General features: G+C 41.6%; 20 protein-coding genes. 12 read left to right on the top strand and 8 right to left on the bottom strand.

Annotation, left to right across the window (positions count from 1 at the left end):
* Positions 1-67 precede the first annotated feature (67 nt).
* Entirely contained in the window at positions 68-1,168 is a 1,101-nt protein-coding gene (locus MORIYA_RS20525) for a transposase (protein WP_232011701.1), read from the bottom strand.
* Between the two features lie 215 nt (positions 1,169-1,383).
* Complete coding sequence (locus tag MORIYA_RS20520) at positions 1,384-2,022, bottom strand: RpiB/LacA/LacB family sugar-phosphate isomerase (protein WP_112718278.1); 639 nt, start codon at positions 2,020-2,022, stop codon at positions 1,384-1,386.
* A gap of 481 nt (positions 2,023-2,503) precedes the next feature.
* Between MORIYA_RS20520 and MORIYA_RS20515 the strand changes: the two genes are divergently transcribed.
* A complete protein-coding gene (locus tag MORIYA_RS20515) occupies positions 2,504-3,955 on the top strand; it encodes a dihydrolipoyl dehydrogenase (protein WP_112718276.1) in 1,452 nt (483 codons plus the stop codon).
* A gap of 199 nt (positions 3,956-4,154) precedes the next feature.
* Positions 4,155-4,322 carry a chromosome replication initiation inhibitor protein gene (locus MORIYA_RS20510; protein WP_232011700.1) on the top strand — a complete coding sequence of 56 codons (168 nt, stop codon included), beginning with the start codon at positions 4,155-4,157 and terminating at the stop codon, positions 4,320-4,322.
* Between the two features lie 62 nt (positions 4,323-4,384).
* On the opposite strand, the gene MORIYA_RS20505 is transcribed toward MORIYA_RS20510, so the two are convergent.
* A complete protein-coding gene (locus MORIYA_RS20505) occupies positions 4,385-5,320 on the bottom strand; it encodes a LysR family transcriptional regulator ArgP (RefSeq protein ID WP_174216948.1) in 936 nt (311 codons plus the stop codon).
* Positions 5,321-5,389: 69 nt separating this feature from the next.
* On the opposite strand from MORIYA_RS20505, the gene MORIYA_RS20500 reads away from it, so the two are divergent.
* Positions 5,390-6,001, top strand: a complete 612-nt coding sequence (locus MORIYA_RS20500) for a LysE/ArgO family amino acid transporter (protein ID WP_112718272.1) — start codon at positions 5,390-5,392, stop codon at positions 5,999-6,001.
* Between the two features lies 1 nt (position 6,002).
* Here MORIYA_RS20500 and MORIYA_RS20495 read toward each other — a convergent pair whose 3' ends face one another.
* Complete coding sequence (locus tag MORIYA_RS20495; protein WP_232011699.1) at positions 6,003-6,905, bottom strand: LysR family transcriptional regulator; 903 nt, start codon at positions 6,903-6,905, stop codon at positions 6,003-6,005.
* 150 nt (positions 6,906-7,055) lie between these two features.
* Between MORIYA_RS20495 and MORIYA_RS20490 the strand changes: the two genes are divergently transcribed.
* Positions 7,056-7,655: an FMN-dependent NADH-azoreductase gene (locus MORIYA_RS20490; protein WP_112718268.1), complete on the top strand. Its 600-nt coding sequence runs from the start codon at positions 7,056-7,058 to the stop codon at positions 7,653-7,655.
* A gap of 173 nt (positions 7,656-7,828) precedes the next feature.
* Complete coding sequence (gene rsuA, locus MORIYA_RS20485) at positions 7,829-8,518, top strand: 16S rRNA pseudouridine(516) synthase RsuA (protein ID WP_112718266.1); 690 nt, start codon at positions 7,829-7,831, stop codon at positions 8,516-8,518.
* Between the two features lie 105 nt (positions 8,519-8,623).
* Here rsuA and MORIYA_RS20480 read toward each other — a convergent pair whose 3' ends face one another.
* A complete protein-coding gene (locus MORIYA_RS20480) occupies positions 8,624-9,274 on the bottom strand; it encodes a helix-turn-helix transcriptional regulator (protein WP_112718264.1) in 651 nt (216 codons plus the stop codon).
* 392 nt (positions 9,275-9,666) lie between these two features.
* Between MORIYA_RS20480 and MORIYA_RS20470 the strand changes: the two genes are divergently transcribed.
* Positions 9,667-10,083: a VOC family protein gene (locus MORIYA_RS20470; protein ID WP_112718262.1), complete on the top strand. Its 417-nt coding sequence runs from the start codon at positions 9,667-9,669 to the stop codon at positions 10,081-10,083.
* A 386-nt stretch (positions 10,084-10,469) separates the two neighbouring features.
* The gene (locus MORIYA_RS20465; protein ID WP_232011698.1) at positions 10,470-12,908 is read left to right on the top strand and encodes a bifunctional diguanylate cyclase/phosphodiesterase; all 2,439 of its coding nucleotides are present in this window, start codon (positions 10,470-10,472) and stop codon (positions 12,906-12,908) included.
* A 60-nt stretch (positions 12,909-12,968) separates the two neighbouring features.
* Here MORIYA_RS20465 and MORIYA_RS20460 read toward each other — a convergent pair whose 3' ends face one another.
* The gene (locus MORIYA_RS20460; protein ID WP_232011697.1) at positions 12,969-13,325 is read right to left on the bottom strand and encodes a sodium/glutamate symporter; all 357 of its coding nucleotides are present in this window, start codon (positions 13,323-13,325) and stop codon (positions 12,969-12,971) included.
* Positions 13,326-13,405: 80 nt separating this feature from the next.
* On the bottom strand, positions 13,406-14,263 hold the full coding sequence (locus MORIYA_RS20455; protein WP_112718258.1) for a TIGR01459 family HAD-type hydrolase: 858 nt from the start codon (positions 14,261-14,263) through the stop codon (positions 13,406-13,408).
* Positions 14,264-14,634: 371 nt separating this feature from the next.
* Here MORIYA_RS20455 and MORIYA_RS20450 point away from each other — a divergent pair, with 371 nt between their 5' ends.
* The 4 genes from MORIYA_RS20450 to MORIYA_RS20435 all read left to right on the top strand — a co-directional run bounded on the left by MORIYA_RS20450 (position 14,635) and on the right by MORIYA_RS20435 (position 18,548).
* A complete protein-coding gene (locus MORIYA_RS20450; protein ID WP_112718256.1) occupies positions 14,635-14,985 on the top strand; it encodes an ArsC family reductase in 351 nt (116 codons plus the stop codon).
* Positions 14,986-15,097: 112 nt separating this feature from the next.
* Positions 15,098-16,234 carry a succinyl-diaminopimelate desuccinylase gene (dapE, locus tag MORIYA_RS20445; RefSeq protein ID WP_112718254.1) on the top strand — a complete coding sequence of 379 codons (1,137 nt, stop codon included), beginning with the start codon at positions 15,098-15,100 and terminating at the stop codon, positions 16,232-16,234.
* A 437-nt stretch (positions 16,235-16,671) separates the two neighbouring features.
* Positions 16,672-17,616, top strand: a complete 945-nt coding sequence (gene ctlX / locus MORIYA_RS20440) for a citrulline utilization hydrolase CtlX (protein WP_112718252.1) — start codon at positions 16,672-16,674, stop codon at positions 17,614-17,616.
* An 80-nt stretch (positions 17,617-17,696) separates the two neighbouring features.
* Positions 17,697-18,548, top strand: a complete 852-nt coding sequence (locus MORIYA_RS20435) for a dimethylarginine dimethylaminohydrolase family protein (RefSeq protein WP_112718250.1) — start codon at positions 17,697-17,699, stop codon at positions 18,546-18,548.
* Positions 18,549-18,616: 68 nt separating this feature from the next.
* On the opposite strand, the gene MORIYA_RS20430 is transcribed toward MORIYA_RS20435, so the two are convergent.
* Entirely contained in the window at positions 18,617-19,237 is a 621-nt protein-coding gene (locus MORIYA_RS20430) for a TetR family transcriptional regulator C-terminal domain-containing protein (RefSeq protein ID WP_112718248.1), read from the bottom strand.
* Between the two features lie 255 nt (positions 19,238-19,492).
* Here MORIYA_RS20430 and MORIYA_RS20425 point away from each other — a divergent pair, with 255 nt between their 5' ends.
* Complete coding sequence (locus MORIYA_RS20425; RefSeq protein ID WP_112718246.1) at positions 19,493-20,497, top strand: ornithine cyclodeaminase; 1,005 nt, start codon at positions 19,493-19,495, stop codon at positions 20,495-20,497.
* Positions 20,498-20,620 lie beyond the last annotated feature (123 nt).

Raw genomic sequence — 20,620 nt, 5'->3', positions numbered from 1 at the left:
TGCGTTAGTCTTCTAAAACCTCTTACAAGCATTTAACGTGTCGGTACTACCTACCGCCACAAATTATTTAAGCTGCTAGTCTTAATCCCTCTTTATGGATATTGATAGCAGCATTATGATCTCTATCGTGAACAGCGCCGCATGCGCAAGTCCACGTCCTGATCGCTAATGACCACTGCCCAGCGTATAACGCACCACACTCGCTGCACATTTTAGACGAAGGAAACCACTGGCTAATAGCTGATAATTTACGCCCGTACCAATCAGCCTTATATTCTAACTGCCTTGCTATTTCACCGAAATTAGCATCATGGAGATGCTTTGCCAACTTGCGATTTTTCACCATATTTTTGACTTTCAATGACTCGATCCCTATCACTTGGTTTTCGTTTATAAGTGTCGACGTCATTTTATGCGTAAAGTCTCTACGGGAATTCGCTATCTTTTCGTGGATCTTAGCAATAACAAGCTTTTGCTTTTTGAAATTGCGAGAGCCTTTTTTTCTTTTCGCTAATTTTCGTGAAGCCTTAGCGAGTTTTTGGGCATATCGATTTGTTAAGCGCGGGTTGTTAAATTTAACGCCATCCGAGCAGATCGCTAAATCTTTAATGCCAACATCGACACCGACCGTTTTATTAACAATCGGCAGCTGTTTTATCGCTTCTTTCACTAATATTGAAACAAAATACTTACCTGATTTAGTCTTGGATACGGTAAGTGAACTTGGTTTTCCAGTGAAGTAGCGCGACCACTTTATTTTAAGCGGTTGCTTCATTTTAGCGAGTAATAATGATTGTTTATCTGCATCCCATTTGAACCCGTTACTCATGTAACTGGCTGATTGATAATTATGCTTTGATTTAAATTTAGGGTAACCAAACCCTGACTTAAAAAAGGACTGAAAACCGTTGTTAAGGTGTTTTAACGCCTGTTGTAAGGGCACGCTTGATACGTCTTTCAGCCACAAAAAATCGGGGTTCTTTTTAAGCTGAGTGAGGTTCTTACTCCAATCGTTATAATTGGTTTTATTGCCTAGTTCATGCTGCTCTTTAGAAAACGCCAATGCTGAATTATAGGCGACACGTACACAGCCAAATGTCTGAGAAAGCATGACTGCTTGCTCGTTATTCGGGTAAAATCTGTATTTGTACGCGATTAACTTCAACATAACACCCTATTTGACTGTATGTAATTCCAGTATCAAGTTCTAAATTTAGACCTTGTCACTTTGTATGTCAACAGAATAAAGGCCAGAGCGCTTATTGCTTCGCAATAACGACTTACATTCCCGACATAAATGACGGGGTTTTACGTCAAAGATGATAAAACAGCACTACTACAATATCCTTATCATAGCAGTACCATACCTTGGAATAGCTAAAACTACGCTAGGATTTCGCGTACAAAGGCTTCAATTTCTTGATCTTGACAGTTATCAAAGAAACATTGTTGGAAACGCTCGCCCGTGACTGCTGTTTTAATCAATGTAGGGTCAATAGCGCGCAATGTATCGAGATAATTTTCTTTTGTTACGGCCGCTTTCACTTGACTTAAGATACCTGCGTTTTCAACTTGTGGCGCTTTACGCTCGATTGGGTAACCTTCACCTTTCACACCCGTAAATGCTTTTTCAAAAATATAGCGAACGTTTAATTCAGCCCCCCAACCAAAGCCTTTTGCATAGGCTAAAGATAATGCATTACCATTATTAATTTGTGAAAATAAGAACGCGTCAGCAGGATCGAGACAGTAACCACAAATAACACCAGGGTGTAAGTTTAGTGACATCATCGCCCCTTGACCTGTACCACAACCAGTCACAATAAAATCAACAGCTTTAGAGTTGATTAGAATACTCGCCATGATACCAAGGTGAACATAAGTAAGGTGATGATCATTTTCATCTGACATACCTACGTTAAAAACAGAATAATTCTTTTCAGAAGCAACCGCTGTTAATTCATTGAGTACCGTTGCATTTTTAGGTGCTTGGCTGTTTTCCATCATCAGTGCGATTTTCATTAAACTCTCTCCAATAAAACTGATTACCACTATATAGGATCGCTAAATGTGTACGGTACATTCAACATAATTTGGTTGTTCATTACTTTCATTATGCCACCGTATATGAAGACATTCAGATAACGGAAGAGTAATGAACGATAGACTTACATTATCAGTTTAAAAAATTACTTTCAAGCTTTAAACGAAAAAACAAAAGTAAACGAAATTAAAAGCAACGATTTATCTTTCATATAGCTACGATTAATAACGAATATCTATATTTATCCGATAGTTTTAGCAAATGGCATTGATGAAACTCACACAACAAGTTAATAGCTACAACCTATCAAATAATTAACTTTAATCGATTATAGCTATCTAACTTTATTGTGCATAATAGCGGCATCAACACGAGGTATCTACTTCGTGCCCAAATTTTCACTAAAATAAGCGCGACAAACGACACCCGTTTTCGCCATACGCTTTCTAGGACTAAATGATGAAGATGATAAATGTAGATGTAGCAGTTATTGGTGGTGGTACAGCAGGACTTGGCGCATACCGCGCAGCAAAAGCACATTCAGAAAGTGTCGTAATCATCGAAGGTGGTCCATATGGCACTACCTGTGCGCGGGTTGGTTGTATGCCATCAAAACTGCTTATCGCCGCGGCAGAAAGTGTCCACCAAATTAAAAAAGCGCCCAGTTTTGGTATCCACCCACAGGGTGAAACGATCATTAACGGTGTCGAAGTGATGGCGCGAATTAAGCGAGAACGCGACCGTTTTGTTGGCTTTGTTTTAGAAGGCGTTGACGAGATCCCAGAGCACGATAAAGTGTCTGGCTACGCAAAATTTTTAAACAACAATACGTTACTCGTCGATGACCACACCCAAATTAACGCCAAACGTATTGTGATCGCCACAGGATCACGTCCTGCTTATCCAGCAGTATGGAATGAGTTAGGCGATCGCCTAGTGATCAATGATGATGTCTTTGACTGGGATGATTTACCAAAATCAATCGCGGTATTTGGTCCCGGCGTTATTGGTTTAGAGCTCGGTCAATCACTTAAACGCTTAGGTGTTGAGGTTATTATGTTCGGTTTAGGTGGTCAAGTCGGTCCATTAACCGACCCGACAGTAATGGCGTATGCGAACAAAACATTTAACGAAGAATTCTACCTTGATGCAGACGTAAAAATAGAAAGCATGAAGCGTCAGGGTGATCATGTCGAAATTAAATACCTCGATGATAAACAAGCACTGCAAACCGTTAATGTTGAATACGTACTTGCTGCGACTGGTCGCCGTCCAAATGTAGATAAAATAGGTCTGCAGAATACCACGCTAGAATTAGATGAACGTGGTGTACCCACAGCTGATTATTACACCATGCAAACATCGGTAGAAAATATCTTTATTTCTGGTGATGCCAGTAACCAGATCCCGCTGTTGCACGAAGCGGCTGACCAAGCACGGATTGCCGGTGATAACGCGGGTCGTTTCCCACAAATTAGAGCGGGTCTGCGCCGCAGCGTTATTTCAGCCGTATTTACAGACCCGCAAATTGCCATGGTCGGTGAAACCTATAAACAGATCATTGCACGTTTAGGTAATTGTGGTTGTTTTGAAACCGGTAGTGTGTCGTTCGAAAACCAAGGTCGCTCACGTGTAATGCTACGTAACAAGGGATTACTGCATGTTTATGCTGAACACGGTACAGGTCGGTTCTTAGGCGCTGAAATGATAGGCCCAGATGCAGAGCATTTAGCGCATTTATTAGCATGGGCACATCAACAAAAAATGACAGTTTCAGAAATGCTAGACATGCCATTCTACCACCCTGTCATTGAAGAAGGTGTTAGAACAGCATTACGTGATCTCAATGCCAAACTACACCTAGGGCCTGATATGATTAAACATTGCATGGATTGTGGCCCAGGCTGTTAATTAAAGCGTCGATGCAACGTTAACCTCACCGCTAAATTTGACTGGTTATGTTGTTGACTGACTATGTTATTGAGCATAGTCAGTCATTCGCTTCACGAATAAAAGATGAATAAACGGGCGAATATTTGAATATCAATTATACTTTCAGCTTACTTACATGGAAGTGTTCGACCCACATAACTTACTTGCGGAGTTATCCATGTTTGAATTATTCATTAAAACCATGTCACCTTTTTTTATATTTTTAGCGCTGATTGTTTTATATGGCTACGCGACAGGGCAAAACAGCCTAGAACTTATCGAGGCCGTCATCAACCTAATTAGTACTATTTTTCGTCATGCCGCCGAAGTATTTAATCGAAGCTAAAACAGGTTAAACTAACACCTAATCTCCTGTACTAACGCTATCGCCCCCCCCCCATCGTATCACTACATGGTTTGTTTAGCGGCCGCGATAATCTGTTCTGAGACTTGTTTATATAATCCTTTTAACAGGATCCAACGATGCCAGTAAAGTGGTATGGTTAAATGAGTCTCTGTTATTCTGACCAATTTCCCAGAAATCAATTCATCTGCAATTTGTAATTCCGGGATCAAGCAGTAAGCCACCCCCGCATTGGCCATGGCGACAAACGCTTCTGATGAACGCACGATATGACAAGGGTAACTGCCACCCGCTAAATTAAAATGCTGCTCGATAAACTTAATGTGCATATCGTCTTTGTGATCAAATGAAACCGCAGGTGCTTTACGCAAAGCTTGCTGCGTGATCCCCTGTGGTAGATACTGCTGCACGAACTCAGGTGTTGCCACCAGCGCATAATTAAGCTCACCCAATAGCGTCGCTTCACAACCCGGCAAGGGCTTGCTTTGTAAACTCAGCGCGCCAAATGCCTCCCCCGCTTTCACTTTTTCCAATGTTCTCGCTTCATCCATGATGTGTAAGTTAAGTTCAATGGGATATTGTTTTAATAATGGTGCGAGTGCGGGGATAAACCAGGTTGCTAAACTGTCAGCATTCACTGCAATCGCCATCACTACTGATTTATCTGTCGAGGTTGCGCTAATGCTGGGTAGTAATTCTGCTTCTAAATGCTGAACTTGTTTGTAATGCTTTAACAAACGCTGACCAATATCCGTCGCCACCAGCGGTTGACTACGGATCAATACAGGCTGCGCCACATACTCTTCCAATAACTTAATACGCTGAGACACTGCGGGTTGGGAAATACACAATACATTCGCAGCACGTTCAAAGCTTTGCTGTTCAATCACCACCTGTAACGCATTGAGTAATTTGTAATCCACCATCTCTTCCCTCTTCTTGTCATCTTGCACGACACATAAGCTTAACTTATCAATCATAATTATTATTAATTATACTTATCTCGTTAATTTTTGTAATCTCCAAAGCTCATCTTCTAGAGGTTTATTATGCTAACAGCAACAATTCAAGGGCTACTGCTTGGCGGCAGTATGATCATCCCTATCGGCGCGCAAAATGCGTATATTTTAAATCAAGGGATCAAGCGTAATCATCATTGGTTAACAGCCAGTATCTGTATTCTATGTGATGCCTTGCTAATCAGTGCTGGTGTGTTTGGTGCCGGTAGTTTGTTGGCATTAAACCCTGACTTATTACAGGTTATCACTTGGGGTGGCATTGTATTTTTATCGGTTTATGGCGCCATGTCGTTCCGCAGTGCCTGGCAGTATCAATACGGAAAAACTGAGTTAGATGGCACCCATAAATCCCGTAAAATGGTGGTAATGGCAACGCTGGCGGTCACCTTACTTAACCCGCATGTGTATTTAGATACTGTGGTGGTGTTAGGCAGTGTCGGTAATCAATTTAGTGGTGATAACCGATTGGCTTTTACTGCGGGGACGATTTTAGCCTCAACCTTATGGTTTTATGGCCTCGCCTTTAGCGCAGCTAAGTTTTCGAACTGGCTCAACCGACCCAAAATACAACGTATTATCAACATCACCGTCGGTGGTATTATGTGGGTGATCGCCAGTAGTCTGTATCGCAACTTAGCATGAGCTAAATATCAATGACATATTGTTTGGCTTGTTGTTTTAATAGTTTTGCAAACAGCAAGCCTGCAACGCCTAAGGTTTTTTTATTGGCGTATACCAGGTATAACGACAAATCAAGGCGCACATGATCTTCGATGATCAGTTCCACTAGCTCACCATTAGCTAATTCATCTTGGATGCGGTTAACGGGTAACGTCGCATGTCCTAACCTCTGTTTAACCAAGCTAAGCGACTCCTGAAAATTATTCACCGTCCAACGCTGTTGCGACCCTAGCCAACCAGCATCGACACTGCGAAGCGAACTCGAATCACTCATCACAATTTGGGCATGGGACTTTAATTCTGCCAGCGTTAATGGTCGATTTAACAAGGCTAACGGATGCTGATGATGAACAAAACGCGATAATTGTGCAGGACACAATTTCTCTCCCGTAAATCCAGTGGGTATTTGACTGCTAATAATAAGATCTGCCGTGCCATACGTCGCGGCGTCCGTCACCCCTGATAACGTACCTTGCTGAAAATCAATGCTAGTCACCGTGCATTGCTGCGCAAATAATACCAGCACGTCAGTTAACAATTGCTGTGGAAAAAGTTGCGTCGTCATCACTTTTAACAACGGCTCCCAGCCTGCACTATACTCCCCCGCCAATTGCTCGATACTTGCCGCTTGCATTAACAACTCATCCGCTTGGATCAACATCTTCTTACCCATATCGGTGACAACCGCGCGACGGCCCTGTTGTTCAAACAAACGCACACCCAGGTTATCTTGCAGTTTCTGGATCGCATAACTAATCGAACTTTGGCTTTTAATTAAGTAATCTGCCGCGCCCTGAAAGCTGCCCTGCTCAACCACAATCTTAAAGATATACCATTGTTCTAAACTCACCGTTGGCTCTTTCATCATGCTCCTTAACACATATATAAAATTAAAAATTAAGAATAGCTGTTTCAATTCATCTAAAATTTCGATGATATAGATTTGATTTACCCGGTTAATTAATTTTTTAATTGCCGTAAGCTTACTCTACAACATAAAGCGAGGAAGCGACAAATGAAAGTATTACATATAGACAGTAGCCTACAAGGCAGCAATTCAACATCATCAAAGATTGCCAAAAAACTAATCGAAAAATTAGATGTAGATAATGCTCAACAGCAACAAATCACCTATCGCGACCTCAATATATCGCAAGTACCACACTTAACCGACGCCATTTTCAGTGCATTCCACACACCCGAAGCAGAGCGCACAATAGAACAACAAGCGGCAGCGGCAGTATCAGACCAATTAATTGACGAAGTCAGTAACAGTGATATCTTAATTATCGCCGTGCCTATGTATAATTTTGGTGTACCGTCAACCTTGAAAGCTTGGATTGACCACATCGCTCGTGCAGGTAAAACCTTTACCTACACAGCAGAAGGTCCAAAACCGTTACTGAAAATGCCAAAAACTTATGTGATCGCAACCCGCGGTGGACTGTATGCCAACACACCTGCAGATAATCAAGCACCGTGGTTAGAGCAAGTACTTACGTTTATCGGTATACCAGAAATCGAGTTTATCTTTGCAGAAGGCGTAGCAATGAACTCGGCAGATGATGTATTAAGCAACGCAGATACACGTATTAACGAATTACTCACGGCTTAATCAGTATACCCAAACTACGTCAAGACACGTTATCGACGTCTGACGGGGTATTTATTGTTCAGTATACTTTGCGCTTATAACGAAAAAGGCAGATAATCAGCCCATATATCCAAACGGGTTACCGACTCGTTTGGATATATTCCTAATAACACCATGACAAAAGTTGAACATAAATGCGTTTAGATAAGTTTATTTGCCAAAGTACTAACCTGACCCGTACCCTTGCCAAGCGTGAGATTGCACGCAGCAACGTGAAAATTGATGGCGAAGTTGTACGTAAAGCAGACTATAAAGTAACAGCAGACATGGATGTTTGGTTTGGTGGTAGATCATTAAGCCAACGCCCACCGCGTTATATCATGATGCATAAACCATTAGATGTAATTTGCTCAACAGTAGATGAAGAACACCCATCTGTGATGAATCTAATCGAAGCAGACAAGCGTGAAGAATTACACATCGCTGGTCGCCTTGATGTTGATACTACAGGTTTAGTATTGATCACCGATGACGGTAAATGGTCACACCGCGTTACATCACCTAAGCGTGCATGCAACAAACGTTACCGTGTACAGCTTGCCGAAGCAATCGCACCAACAGCAGTAGCAGATTTTGCAGCCGGTATCCATCTGCGTAGCGAAGACAAACCTTGCCTACCTGCTAAACTAGAGATCTTAAGCGAACAAGAAGTATTGCTTACCATCCAAGAAGGCAAATATCACCAAGTTAAACGTATGTTTGCAAGCCAAGGCAATAGCGTAGTTGGTTTACATCGCGAACAGATCGGTGACATCGTATTAGATCCAGCACTAGAATTAGGTGAATGGCGTTACTTAACAGACAAAGAAGCTGCAAGTATCTAATCTGTTAGCCGAACAGATAGTTATACCAACTGTCCAAAAGCTATAAATACCACAGTCCACATTAATCGCTTAATGTGGACTGTGGACATTTATGCTATCACTTATCTATTCTATCTCTAGCGCCGTCACTTTATAGGCACAACGCCTTGCCCCTTCGACAATATGCTCTTCGCGCTCGACCGTTGCATACGGTGCTAACAACGTTTGAAATAAATTCAATTCTGAACGACAAAAATTAAGACATTTAGAAGCTGCAGCGCAGATAGGACAATGGTTTTCCATCAACCAATAAACCGTTTTGTTCTCAACAGTGTCGCCGTCATCAACAACCGTCGCCATATACCCTTCTTCACTGCGCAACTCAGCTAACGCTTCCAGTTTACCCAGTAAATCTGGCTTACTCGCCAACTTGCCACTATAGAGCGCTAATGACGCTTGTTCGCGATGCGCAATAAGTTGCTCAAGTCCTTCATCACCAAAAATAACTTTTACCGAATCAATAAGCTGTACGGTCAGCTCTTCATGGCGATCTGAGAAATGGCTATTACTCTGCGTTGTCAGTGACCAATAGCGGGTTGGGCGACCTCGCACAGCCTTTTTATCTTCAAAGCAAATATCACCATCATCTTCTAAAGCCTGCAAATGTTGGCGAACGCCCATGGTCGTTAACCCTAATTCACTGGCCAATATTTTTGCGGTTAACGCTCCTTCAATCTTTAATAGGCTAAGAATTTTCTCACTGGTCTTTTCTTTCATTTTGACTCCGCTTTACCTGACTACAGGCACATTCGGCGTGCCTTCAGATGCTTTCATACTTAGTATTATTACCGATATAAATATTAAGTAAACTTTTTTATTTACTTAATTTCAATTTCAACCTTTACAAACTTAAGTAAAGCGTTTACTTTATTAAAACGTTAATAAACAAAAAGGTTTACTTAATATGCAGTTAGTTATCGTCAACGACACAGTTCAGAAAGTGCAAAAATAGCGACTTACATCGCCAATGCAGCAAACCAATTTAAAACCGTTCAACATATCGAACTGTGTAAATACCAACTACCCTTTTGGGATGGCAACAACCTTATTCTCAACAAGACAAATACAGTTACGCAATGTAAGCAAACATATTATAGAGGGACATTATTATGATACACCTAGAGCACGTAAATTTAATCGTACGCGACATCGAAGAAACATTAACGTTTTACCGCGCCGCATTTCCGCATTGGTCAATTCGAGGTGGTGACAAAGGAGAATGGTCAGGTAAAGCAAGAAACTGGATCCATTTTGGTGATGATTATCAATATCTCGCATTTGGCGATAACGGGGTGGGTGAAAACCGCGACTTAGCTGGGCACCAAGTAGGCCTTGCTCATTTCGCCTATGTCACCGATGATATTACTGGGGTAATGCAGCGCTTAACCGAAGCGGGTTTTAGCATTGCCAAAGACGGGATGGACGATGAATACCGTCAAAATATTTACTTCCTCGACCCCAATGGCTACGAAGTTGAGTTTGTGCAATATAATACCGATATACCGACACTGAGAAATCGTTATTAGCCGAGCATGGTATTCATCCATCACCATCTCACCTAAGACGCTAATTTAGTGTAAATTTAGCGTCCATCGACCACAACAAATAAAGAGTCTTATCAGATTTCATTGCTACTATTAGTATGGTGGTAATAAATGATTCAATTTTTGTAGATCAAAAATATTTATCCTATGTTTTGTGATGAATCTCAAATTATAAATTTGAATCTTTGCATAATATCGAAAATTGAGTAACTATGACCTCATGATAAACGGCAGAATGATCTAACAACACCGCGATGATTAAACCAAAACTTCTCACTCTTCGTAGTGCGGTAATGTTACCGTTCACATTGCTGCTTTTGCTTACTGTCACCATCATAACGTTGGTTCAAAATAACAGTTACGAAAGAATGCAGTCAAAGATTAGTGCTAAATTGCTAAACTCCTACTCGGAAAATATTAAAGTTAATCTCGATCTTTTTTTAGAACAGCCTTTTAGCACAACGCTTGCGATCGCTGACAACATTCAGCGTAATCAACTTTACCAAGCCTCCGATCTAACCGAAATAGAAGATTACCTACACTCAGCTATCAGCGATATCTACTATCAACAAAAACAAATAAGTACCATCGCGTTTGGCAGCGAAGCTAAAGATTATGTCGGGTTCCGGAAACATAAAAACCAAGATGTTTCGTTAATGTTACAAGATAAGCGTACTAACCATGAGTTAGAGTTTTATCATGGGGCAAGCAGTAATGATATTGTCGATCACAACATTCGTAATTATGATCCAACCATTCGACCATGGTACGCCCCGTTTGCAAAAACAAAAACTGCAGGATGGGCAAAGATATACAGTAATGTCGATGAAAAAAATACTTTTACCATTTCCAGTATCGCGCCAGTCATCAATAACGATGAATTACTTGGCATCGTGGCAACGGATATCAATCTTCGCCATTTATCTGATTTTATAGAACCTAACAACCGCCACTTTAAAGGCATTACTTACATCACTGATAATCAAAGTAAACTTGTTGCTAACTCACTCAAAGCAGCATTAACAGATAATGATAATAACCGTATCCAGGCAACAGAAAGTAACAATGCGCTTATTGCCGCCAATGGTCTGTATATTGCCAATGCTCAATTACAAAATAAACATGCGCCAGCGTCGTTTGAATTTAACCATAATGGTATTCGTTATTTCAGTCGTATTACCACTTACAACAACAATAACTTACAATGGTTTATTATCGTTACTTTACCAGAAGATGTATTATTAGATGGACTAGCGGGTCAACAACGTTTAGGTCTAATAGCCGCACTAACACTCGCATTCTTTGGTTTGCTGATGGGCTTATATTTACTGCGTATTATCACCCAACCAATCATGGACATTGCCGAAATATCACAACAACTTGATCATGATAACTGGGATGTAACGATTAAAGAATACATCAAGCTACATGAAACAACTCAGCTTATTTCAGCATTTAAATCTATGTCATCGCGGTTAGAAAATTCGTTTACCACATTACGACAACAGCTATTATTCGACAGTCTCACCGGTTTATTAACTCGTGATGGTTTTGTTGAGCAATTAAATCACCCACACTCTCAAACTCAGGGCGTGTTGGTATTATTAGGATTACGCTCATTTCGTAATACCAATAACAGTTTAGGCCAACACAAGAGTGATCAATTACTGGTTGCTATCGCGTCCCGTTTACAGCAAAGCGTCGCAGATAATGTCAGCATCAGTCGTATTGATAAAGATAGTTTTGCGGTATTCTCACCGACGTTTACAAGCCTTGATGACAGTCATGCCTTTGCAGAAACCTTATTAACCGATTTCAATCGTCCCTTTATCATCAATGACACGGAAGTATTAGTCGGCGCAAATGCTGGGATCATGAGTGGTCAGTTTGACGATATAGACATGGATGCATGGTTACGAAATTCAAGTTTGGCATTAACCTATTCGGTTAAACAAGAGCAAGTACGGTGCTGTCACCATCAAGATTACATGATCACCGCCTCGAAAGAGAAGACCCGTTTAACCGCAGATTTACAACGAGCGATCAGCAATCATGAATTTGCCGTTTATTATCAGCCTATCATTGATTTAACCAACGACACCATCGCAGGGGCCGAAGCCTTAGTACGCTGGCACAGTCCTACTCGAGGTTTAGTTTCACCGCTCGACTTTATCCCGGTGGCAGAAGACACCGGAATGATTGTTGATATTGGTAAGCAAATCCTATTACAAGCCTGTACAGATACTAAGCTGCAAATAGACAGTGGTCGCTGGCCAACAAACTTCTTACTGCACGTTAATATGTCAGTACGTGAATTACTGCACCCTGGTTATATCTCGAGGGTAAAAGAAATTCTGGCTATCACTCAATTGCCTGCCGCTAATCTGACACTTGAAATTACCGAGTCACGCCTAGTCAGCCAACCCTTACTGACTAACCAACTGCTTGGCGAACTGCGTGATTTAGGCATACACATTGCGATCGATGATTTTGGTACCGGTTATTCTTCACTTGCCTACCTGACGCAATTACAGTTCGACGCGTTAAAGATTGATCGTTCCTTTGTCAGTCAGATGCTCGACAGTGAAAACCATGCCGCTATCGTAGCCGCGATTATCACCATGACGGCTAAGTTTAACGCTGATATCGTAGCAGAAGGTGTCGAAACCGCCGAACAAGCGGCCCACTTAAAACAGTTAGGCTGTCGCTACGCGCAAGGTTTTTATTATTCTCGCCCGAAACCATTAGCAGAATGGGATATCGGCAATAGTGCGAACAACGCCTTGCAGCACAATACTTCAACTTAACAATCTAAACATCACATTAAGCCACCGTTAGCTAATCAATCATACCGAGTTACCTGTGGCTTATAACAACATGCTGCGTATGCCTTTGCATCCGGCTATGTTTACAACACAGAACAAGGTGCAGCTCCCATCACGTTTACTGACAACGCGACCTTTCAGCAAGGTTGCAAATCGTGACGACAGGCCAATAATAGTAAAGAACACAATGAGTAAAGTATCGCGAACCGCTAAAGAAAACTGCAGTTCGATGTCAAAGGCACCGTAGAGAATGGCAAATAGAATAGAGGCGATCAGACCGCCTGAAACAGGCTCGGGGATATGATACTCTTGTAAAAAAGCGACTTTTCGTGTCAGGTATTTACCTACAAACAACACCAAAATCGCCACAATCACAGTTTGTCTTATATCCAGTTCCATTCGTTTTCCCTTTTATTATTATATTAATAATAATAAAAGGTTACCTACAGAAACTGGAATGTACAAACCATAAACAACAATTAATCGACTTTAAACCAATCAATATAATGACTTGGCAGCACGTCAAACTCACGGCTTAAATCAGCCACCACAGACGCGGCAATCACATCGTCTTTATTCGCCACTTTTTCGTTAAGTTCGTCAGCATGTATACCCGTGGTTAAAAACAAACTAGCAATACCTGCTATATTCGCGCCGCGGATGTCATGCTCTAAACTATCGCCGACCGCAATCGCATGCTCCCAACCGCCCAACAAGGTACGACACATGTCATACACTTCAGCTTGTGGTTTACCGTGCCAATGCACCTTGCCACCCATTTCAGCATACGCATTAGCGATAGAACCGGGGCAAAGTTTTAACCCGCCGTCAGGACTCATTGCCACAAGATCGGGATTACTTACCACCATTTCCAGTCCACGCGCATAGGCAATATCCAGGTCAGCTTGGTATTCAGCCACAGTGCCACGCTCAACGCCGTAACACATGATAAATGAGGCGTCTTCTATACCAACACTGGTTAAACCGCAGTCTTCTAGCACAGTACCGTTAATCCCATCGCCCCAGCCAAATACCAACGCGTGAGACCCCAAATGAGCAAATTTCCCCTGGTTAAAATTGTGGCGCATATGGTCGCCCGATGTCAGTACATCGATATACAGATCACGACTGATACCCGAATCGGTTAAACGCTGATAAGAGAAATGGTGGGTATTACCACTGTTCGATAAGATCACCACTTTTTTGCCATGCTGTTTTAAAAACGCTAAGGTCTCAATTGCTTTTGGAAACGCATCACCGCCATTATGCAGTACGCCCCATTGATCCAAAATAAAGGTATCAAACTCGTTAATAATGTCTTTAAGACCGGAAATCATTTTCACTTCGTCGTTACTCCAACAGCGTCAGCCATTAACCTAAAACGCTAATAGCCTGAACAAGATACACACACTATAAACCAAACCTGTACGGTCAAATAACAATTTCTGAAAATTAGCACTAAGGCTACCAATTATTCTCCCGTTATTTATACCCAAACCACTTCAAGATGCTCAATCAGCACACCGAAAGTAGGCAAGCAGGAATAACAGCACAGCGTTGCAATATTTGAATATGGAATAACCATTATCTGCATATTGCGCCTTATTCTGATATCCCTGCTCGTCTCTGATATAGCATCTTGAAGTAACTTGGGTATATACTGGCGATATAACGTTTACAGAAAAAGCCAAAGAAAATAGGAATTGAAATGACGACTGTGATGTACGGCATTAAAAATTGCGACACCATTAAAAAAGCCAAAAAATGGTTAGAAGCAAACGAACTGGAATTCACATTTCACGATCACCGCGTTAACGGTTTAGATAAAGCACAGCTGATCGCTTGGTGTGAAACACTGGGTTGGGAACAAGTGCTGAATAAACGTGGCACCACTTACCGCAAATTAACCGATGAACAAAAAGCAGGGCTAACAGCAGCCACTGCTATCGAATTGTTAATTGAACAGCCAGCGATGATCAAACGTCCAATTCTTGAGGTAGACGGTCAACTTACCTTAGGCTTTAAAGCCGACACTTATGCGGCGCTCTTTGCAAAATAAAAAGTACGAAATAAGCTAGAACACTATTAATCAAAAGTACGCTAGCACTGACTGCAAACGTAAATCAGTGCTAACAATATCCTGTAAAAAGTGCTGTAAAAAGGAATTACTCATGTCAGACAGTTTAGTATTACAACTTGCCAAAGATCTACTTAGTCGTAAATCAGTGACACCCGAAGATGCCGGTTGTCAGCAAATGATCATCGAACGTCTTGAAGGCCTAGGTTTCACTATCGAAACCATGGTATTTGAAGACACCACGAATCTTTGGGCTCGTCGCGGTACCACTGCCCCGGTATTTTGCTTCGCCGGTCATACCGATGTCGTACCTGTCGGTAAAATCGAAGATTGGGATACTGACCCGTTCGTCCCTACCGTTATCGATGGTTATTTATACGGTCGTGGCGCAGCAGACATGAAAGGCTCTATCGCGTCATTCTTAGTGGCGGTCGAAAACTTCATCAACGCCAATCCAAATCACCAAGGTTCGATTGCCCTACTGATCACCAGTGATGAAGAAGGCCCGTTTATCAATGGCACAACGCGGGTGATTGATACCTTAGAAGCACGTAACGAAAAAATTGACTGGTGTATTGTCGGTGAACCATCAAGCACCAACAAAGTCGGTGACATTGTTAAAAACGGTCGCCGTGGTTCATTAACCGGTGACATCGTGGTGAAAGGTATTCAAGGTCACGTGGCTTACCCACACCTTGCCGACAACCCAATTCACAAACTAGCGCCAGCATTAACTGAACTAAGCCAAGTGGTATGGGATCAGGGTAATGAGTACTTCCCTGCGACAACATTACAGATTACCGATATCCGCAGTGGCGCGGGCGCAAGCAACATAGTCCCAGGTGAAGCGACTTGTCAGTTTAACCTGCGTTATTCTACCGAGCTAACAGCGGACTTAATCAAATTCCGCATTGAAGGCATCTTTGCAAAACACGGTTTAAACTATGACATTAGCTGGGTCCATAGTGGCCAACCTTTCTTAACTGAACCGGGTAACTTGCTAAACGCCATTACCGATTCAATTGAAAATGTGTGTGGTTACCCATCAGAACTATCTACCTCAGGTGGCACATCGGATGGTCGTTTCATCGCGCCAACCGGGGCACAGGTGGTTGAATTAGGCCCTGTAAATGCAACGATCCACAAAGTAAATGAATGTGTGAAGATCGCTGATATTGAGCAATTAGCTGAAATATACGAGCAAACGCTGGTGAAACTATTAGCGCAATAAGCTATTAACTATAGAAAAATAACTATTCAGCATGAGCAAACGTGCTGATAATGATGGTTTGTTATAGCTCTAACAAGCCATCATTTGTTCCGCCAATATGCGTTTTTAATGACACAACAACCTAAACCTCCCTTAATTTCCATAATTACTACCGTATATACAACGATAAACAATATAAAAAACCGATAAAGCCATCATATTCCATAACAAATTTTATAATTTATTAACAAATAATAAAGCTCAGTATTTGCAACACATTAACATCGCTTAAATAGGCATAACGGCATTATTTAGAGCGGTAAAAGTCGGTCCTCGTTCCGCCCGTTAATTGACTTTAATCAATATCTGACATATTATTTATGCAATTGCATAGTTTGAAAAATGATTAATTTATTAATGACATGTTTTTAAGACATGGTTTTATAAAAGGAAGTAGTATGGCTTTAATCCAAGCGCCAAATTCAGTTGTAATGGTTCGACCATGGAAATTTTTCTCAAACCCAGAAACTGCAGTTGATAATGCTTTTCAAAAAACCGGCCTCGATGAACAAGACTCGCTTAAGTTAGATCGCACCGGTATATCACTACAAGCTAAAAACGAATTTGATATCGTGGTTGCTGGATTAAACGAGAACGGCATCAACGTCCATGTATTTGATGATTTTGGTGATCGTGATACACCAGACTCCGTATTTCCAAACAACTGGTTCTCGACCCACAGTGGTGGCCATGTTGCGCTGTATCCCATGTTTTCACAAAACCGCCGACGCGAACGCCGCAGTGACATTATTGAAATGTTAAAAGCGCAGTATCGCGTGCAAGATGTTATCGATTTCTCTGGTTTAGAGTGGGATAACCTGTTTCTTGAAGGCACTGGTGCGATGGTATTAGATAACGTTAACCGCATCGCCTACACCGCTAAATCAAACCGTTCTAGCGAAGTGATCCTCGAACGCTTCTGTACCACATTCCAATACGAACCAATGGCGTTTGATACGGCTGATGCCACAGGCACCGCCATTTATCATACCAATGTGATGATGTGTGTAGCGTCTCAATACGCGCTTATTTGTTTAGACATGATCCCAAATGAAGCACGTCGCGCAGCGGTTAGACAGCGTTTAGAAGAATCAGACATTGAAGTGATTGAACTGAGCTTCGACCAAATTGATAACTTTGCGGGTAACGCCATCGAGCTCACAGGTAACGGCAATAGCCATTTGGTTATGTCACAACGTGCGAGAGATGCATTAACACCCGAGCAAGTTGCACGCATTGAAAAGCACTCTAATATATTAGCCTTTAGCGTACCAACCATTGAGTTAGCCGGCGGCTCGATCCGCTGCATGATCGCAGGCATTCACTTAAGCCCGCGAACATAAAACACGCGATTGACCGTAAAAATTAAAGTACCCAAATTCAAATAATTTAAAAGATATGACTTATGGAAAAGGAACATGTTATGGAAACCAGTTATGTAAAATCAGCGACAGGTGAATTGAAGCAAGTATTACTTTGTTCACCAACTTACCTTAATCTTTCGCCAATCAACAAGATTGCTGAAGATTGGTTAGAGAAAGGTGAGCGCATTGATCAGCAAAAATGTTTAGATGAACATCAACAGCTGATCAATATTTACGAGCAGAACGGCATTAATGTCGAAGTACTTACGCCGACTGAAAACTTGTCGAGTCAGGTATTTGCCCGTGATTTTGGTTTTAATATCAAAGAAGGTTATGTACTTGGCCGCTTTAAAGAAGAAATTCGCCACGCAGAAAGCCTACTGTATGCAGAAAAACTAGCTGAACTAGGTGTGCCAATCATTGCCACGTGTCACGAAGGTGTACTTGAAGGCGGTGACTTCTGGCAACTTGACGAAAAGACGTTAGCCATTGGTACGCTACAGCGTTCTAACGAAAAAGGCATTCAAAGTATTCGTGAACAGCTTGAACCGTTGGGTTATACGATTATTGCGGTGAAGTCGAAACCAGAATACCTGCACCTTGACATGATCTTTAACATTGTCGGTGAAAAAACTGCCGTGACTTATTACGACGGTTTACCACAAGAATTCAAAGATTACCTCGATGAAACGGGTTACGACCTGATTAAAATTGAAGAAGCAGGCGTATTCAAACACTTCTGTAATCTGCAAGCATTAGGTAACAAACGCGTTATCTCGTTAAGCGCAAATACCGATGTAAACGCGCAATTACGTGAACGTGGTTTTACAGTATTTGAGCTGCATGCTACCGAGATCTTGAAAACGGGCGGTGGTCCACACTGCATGACGTTCCCGTTAGAACGCCACTAAAAATTAATACGGCAGTGTTTTCTTATGCTGGTTATGAGCGCTAGATCTAGTACTATTTACATAACGGGTTAGATATTCTCTAACGAAATAGATAGGATAGCAGACGCACTGTCGATACCGATATTGACCAGTTCATTATCTTTGAATTTGTAGGCAGCCATGCTGCCTTCGAGCCATAAACCATCAATCAACGCATTGATTTTAATGGCAAGGATTTCACATTCATTATGATCAACTGTAATGTTTTCGGTGGCTAATGCAGCACTAATCAACGGCGCTAATATTTTCGTTGTTTTAGCATACTCATTAGTTCGAATGGCTGCCATTTCGGGGTCGATGTAAGTCATCGGCAAGAAATTAGCCCATAACAATACGGTACGTGGTGACACGATTGGCGCTGATAGCGTCGCTTGAATAAAGTGCTGTAATCGGGTTTTGGCGCAAATATCCACATCGTTTATTTCGATACGGGTATTGACGTACATAATCTCGAGTAATGCGGAATACGCTGCACGGATCAGTTCGTCTTTACCGGAAAAGTAAAAACGGATCAGACCGTTGGTGACATTCGCATATTCAGCCACATTACGTACTGTGGTTTTTTGTAAACCTTCGTTAGCAATGCAATCAAGTGTGGCATTGATTAACTCTTGTTTACGGTTTTTACCTTTTGTTCCTTTCGCTGGCATAGGCAGGTATTTAATCCGTATTTAAGTATAAGAGGTGTTTTACAAAACAAAATTAATCATACCCCTAGGGCGTGATGCTGGCAATTTATTAAGCTAAACCTAATAAAAATAGCACTTAACCCGATGCACATAACTGATGTGTATCTTATTATTAAACGTATTAGATAAACCACTCATTGATTGTTGTGATCATGATGGTAATGGAAAAATTAGATTTTTCTCTTTTACCTTAGACGAAATGTAATAAGGATCACCATGATTGTTTTAGAGATAAAAGATATTAAAGCGATAATTGCGAAAGTAGGCTACCAAGACTTCTTTGCACAGCTTAATGATACATTAACTGAAGATTATAAAAACTGGCACGACTTTGATAAATCACCACGTGTTGCCAATCATGTTGACGGTGGCGTTATCGAACTAATGCCGATTTCTAATGCGGAAATGTACTCGTTTAAATACGTAAATGGCCACCCAAAAAACCCAGCACAAAACAAAATGACAGTAATGGCAACAGGGCAATTATCATTAACTGAAACTGGCGAACCGCTGATGTTTTCAGAAATGACCTTGCTTACTGGTTTCCGCACTGCAGCTACATCAGCAATGGCCGCGAAGCACTTAGCCAAGAAAGATTCAGAAGTACTCGCGTTAATCGGTACTGGCGCACAGAGTGAATTCCAGTTCTTAGCGTACTCGTTCATCTTTGACTTAAAAGAAGTGCGTTATTTTGATACTGATCCTGCAGCAATGCGTAAATTCGAGAAGAACATGGCGCGTTTCGATATTCGCCTAATACCGTGTAAAGACGCCAGAGAAGCGGTTCAAGGTGCTGATTTAATTACCACGTGTACAGCAGACAAGAAATACCAAACAGTATTAACCAAAGACATGATCAGCAAAGACGTATTTATTAACGGTCTTGGCGGTGATTGCCCTGGTAAAACAGAAATCGAAAAAGAATTAGTAGAAAGCGCAACGATTGTTGTTGAGTACCTACCACAGTCACGCGTTGAAGGTGAGATCCAACAACTGGGTGCTGACTTTACGTGTACAGAACTACACGAAATTGTGAAAGGCGAGAAAACGCTGAACGTAGCAACAGACGGCACTATCTTGTATGACTCAGTTGGTTTCGCGCTGGAAGATTACTCAGTACTACGTTTGATCTACAAGCTAGCTAAGCAACATAACATCGGCACCGAGATGGAATTAATTCCTGAACTGGATGATGTGAAGAACTTGTTCTCACTACTATAACCAAGCCACCCCTAGTTTGTCGCGGCTAGTGGGCAATTGTGAAAGTTAATAAGCCTTTGGCCAAAACACCCACGGTAAGCATTGTAATGCCGTTGGGGGTTTGGTCATTTTTGTTTAATCTGC

Source organism: Moritella yayanosii, assembly GCF_900465055.1.
Classification (GTDB): Bacteria; Pseudomonadota; Gammaproteobacteria; order Enterobacterales; family Moritellaceae; genus Moritella; species Moritella yayanosii.
The sequence above is the reverse complement of the archived record's forward strand: the minus strand, read 5'-3'. Positions and strand labels throughout refer to the sequence as shown.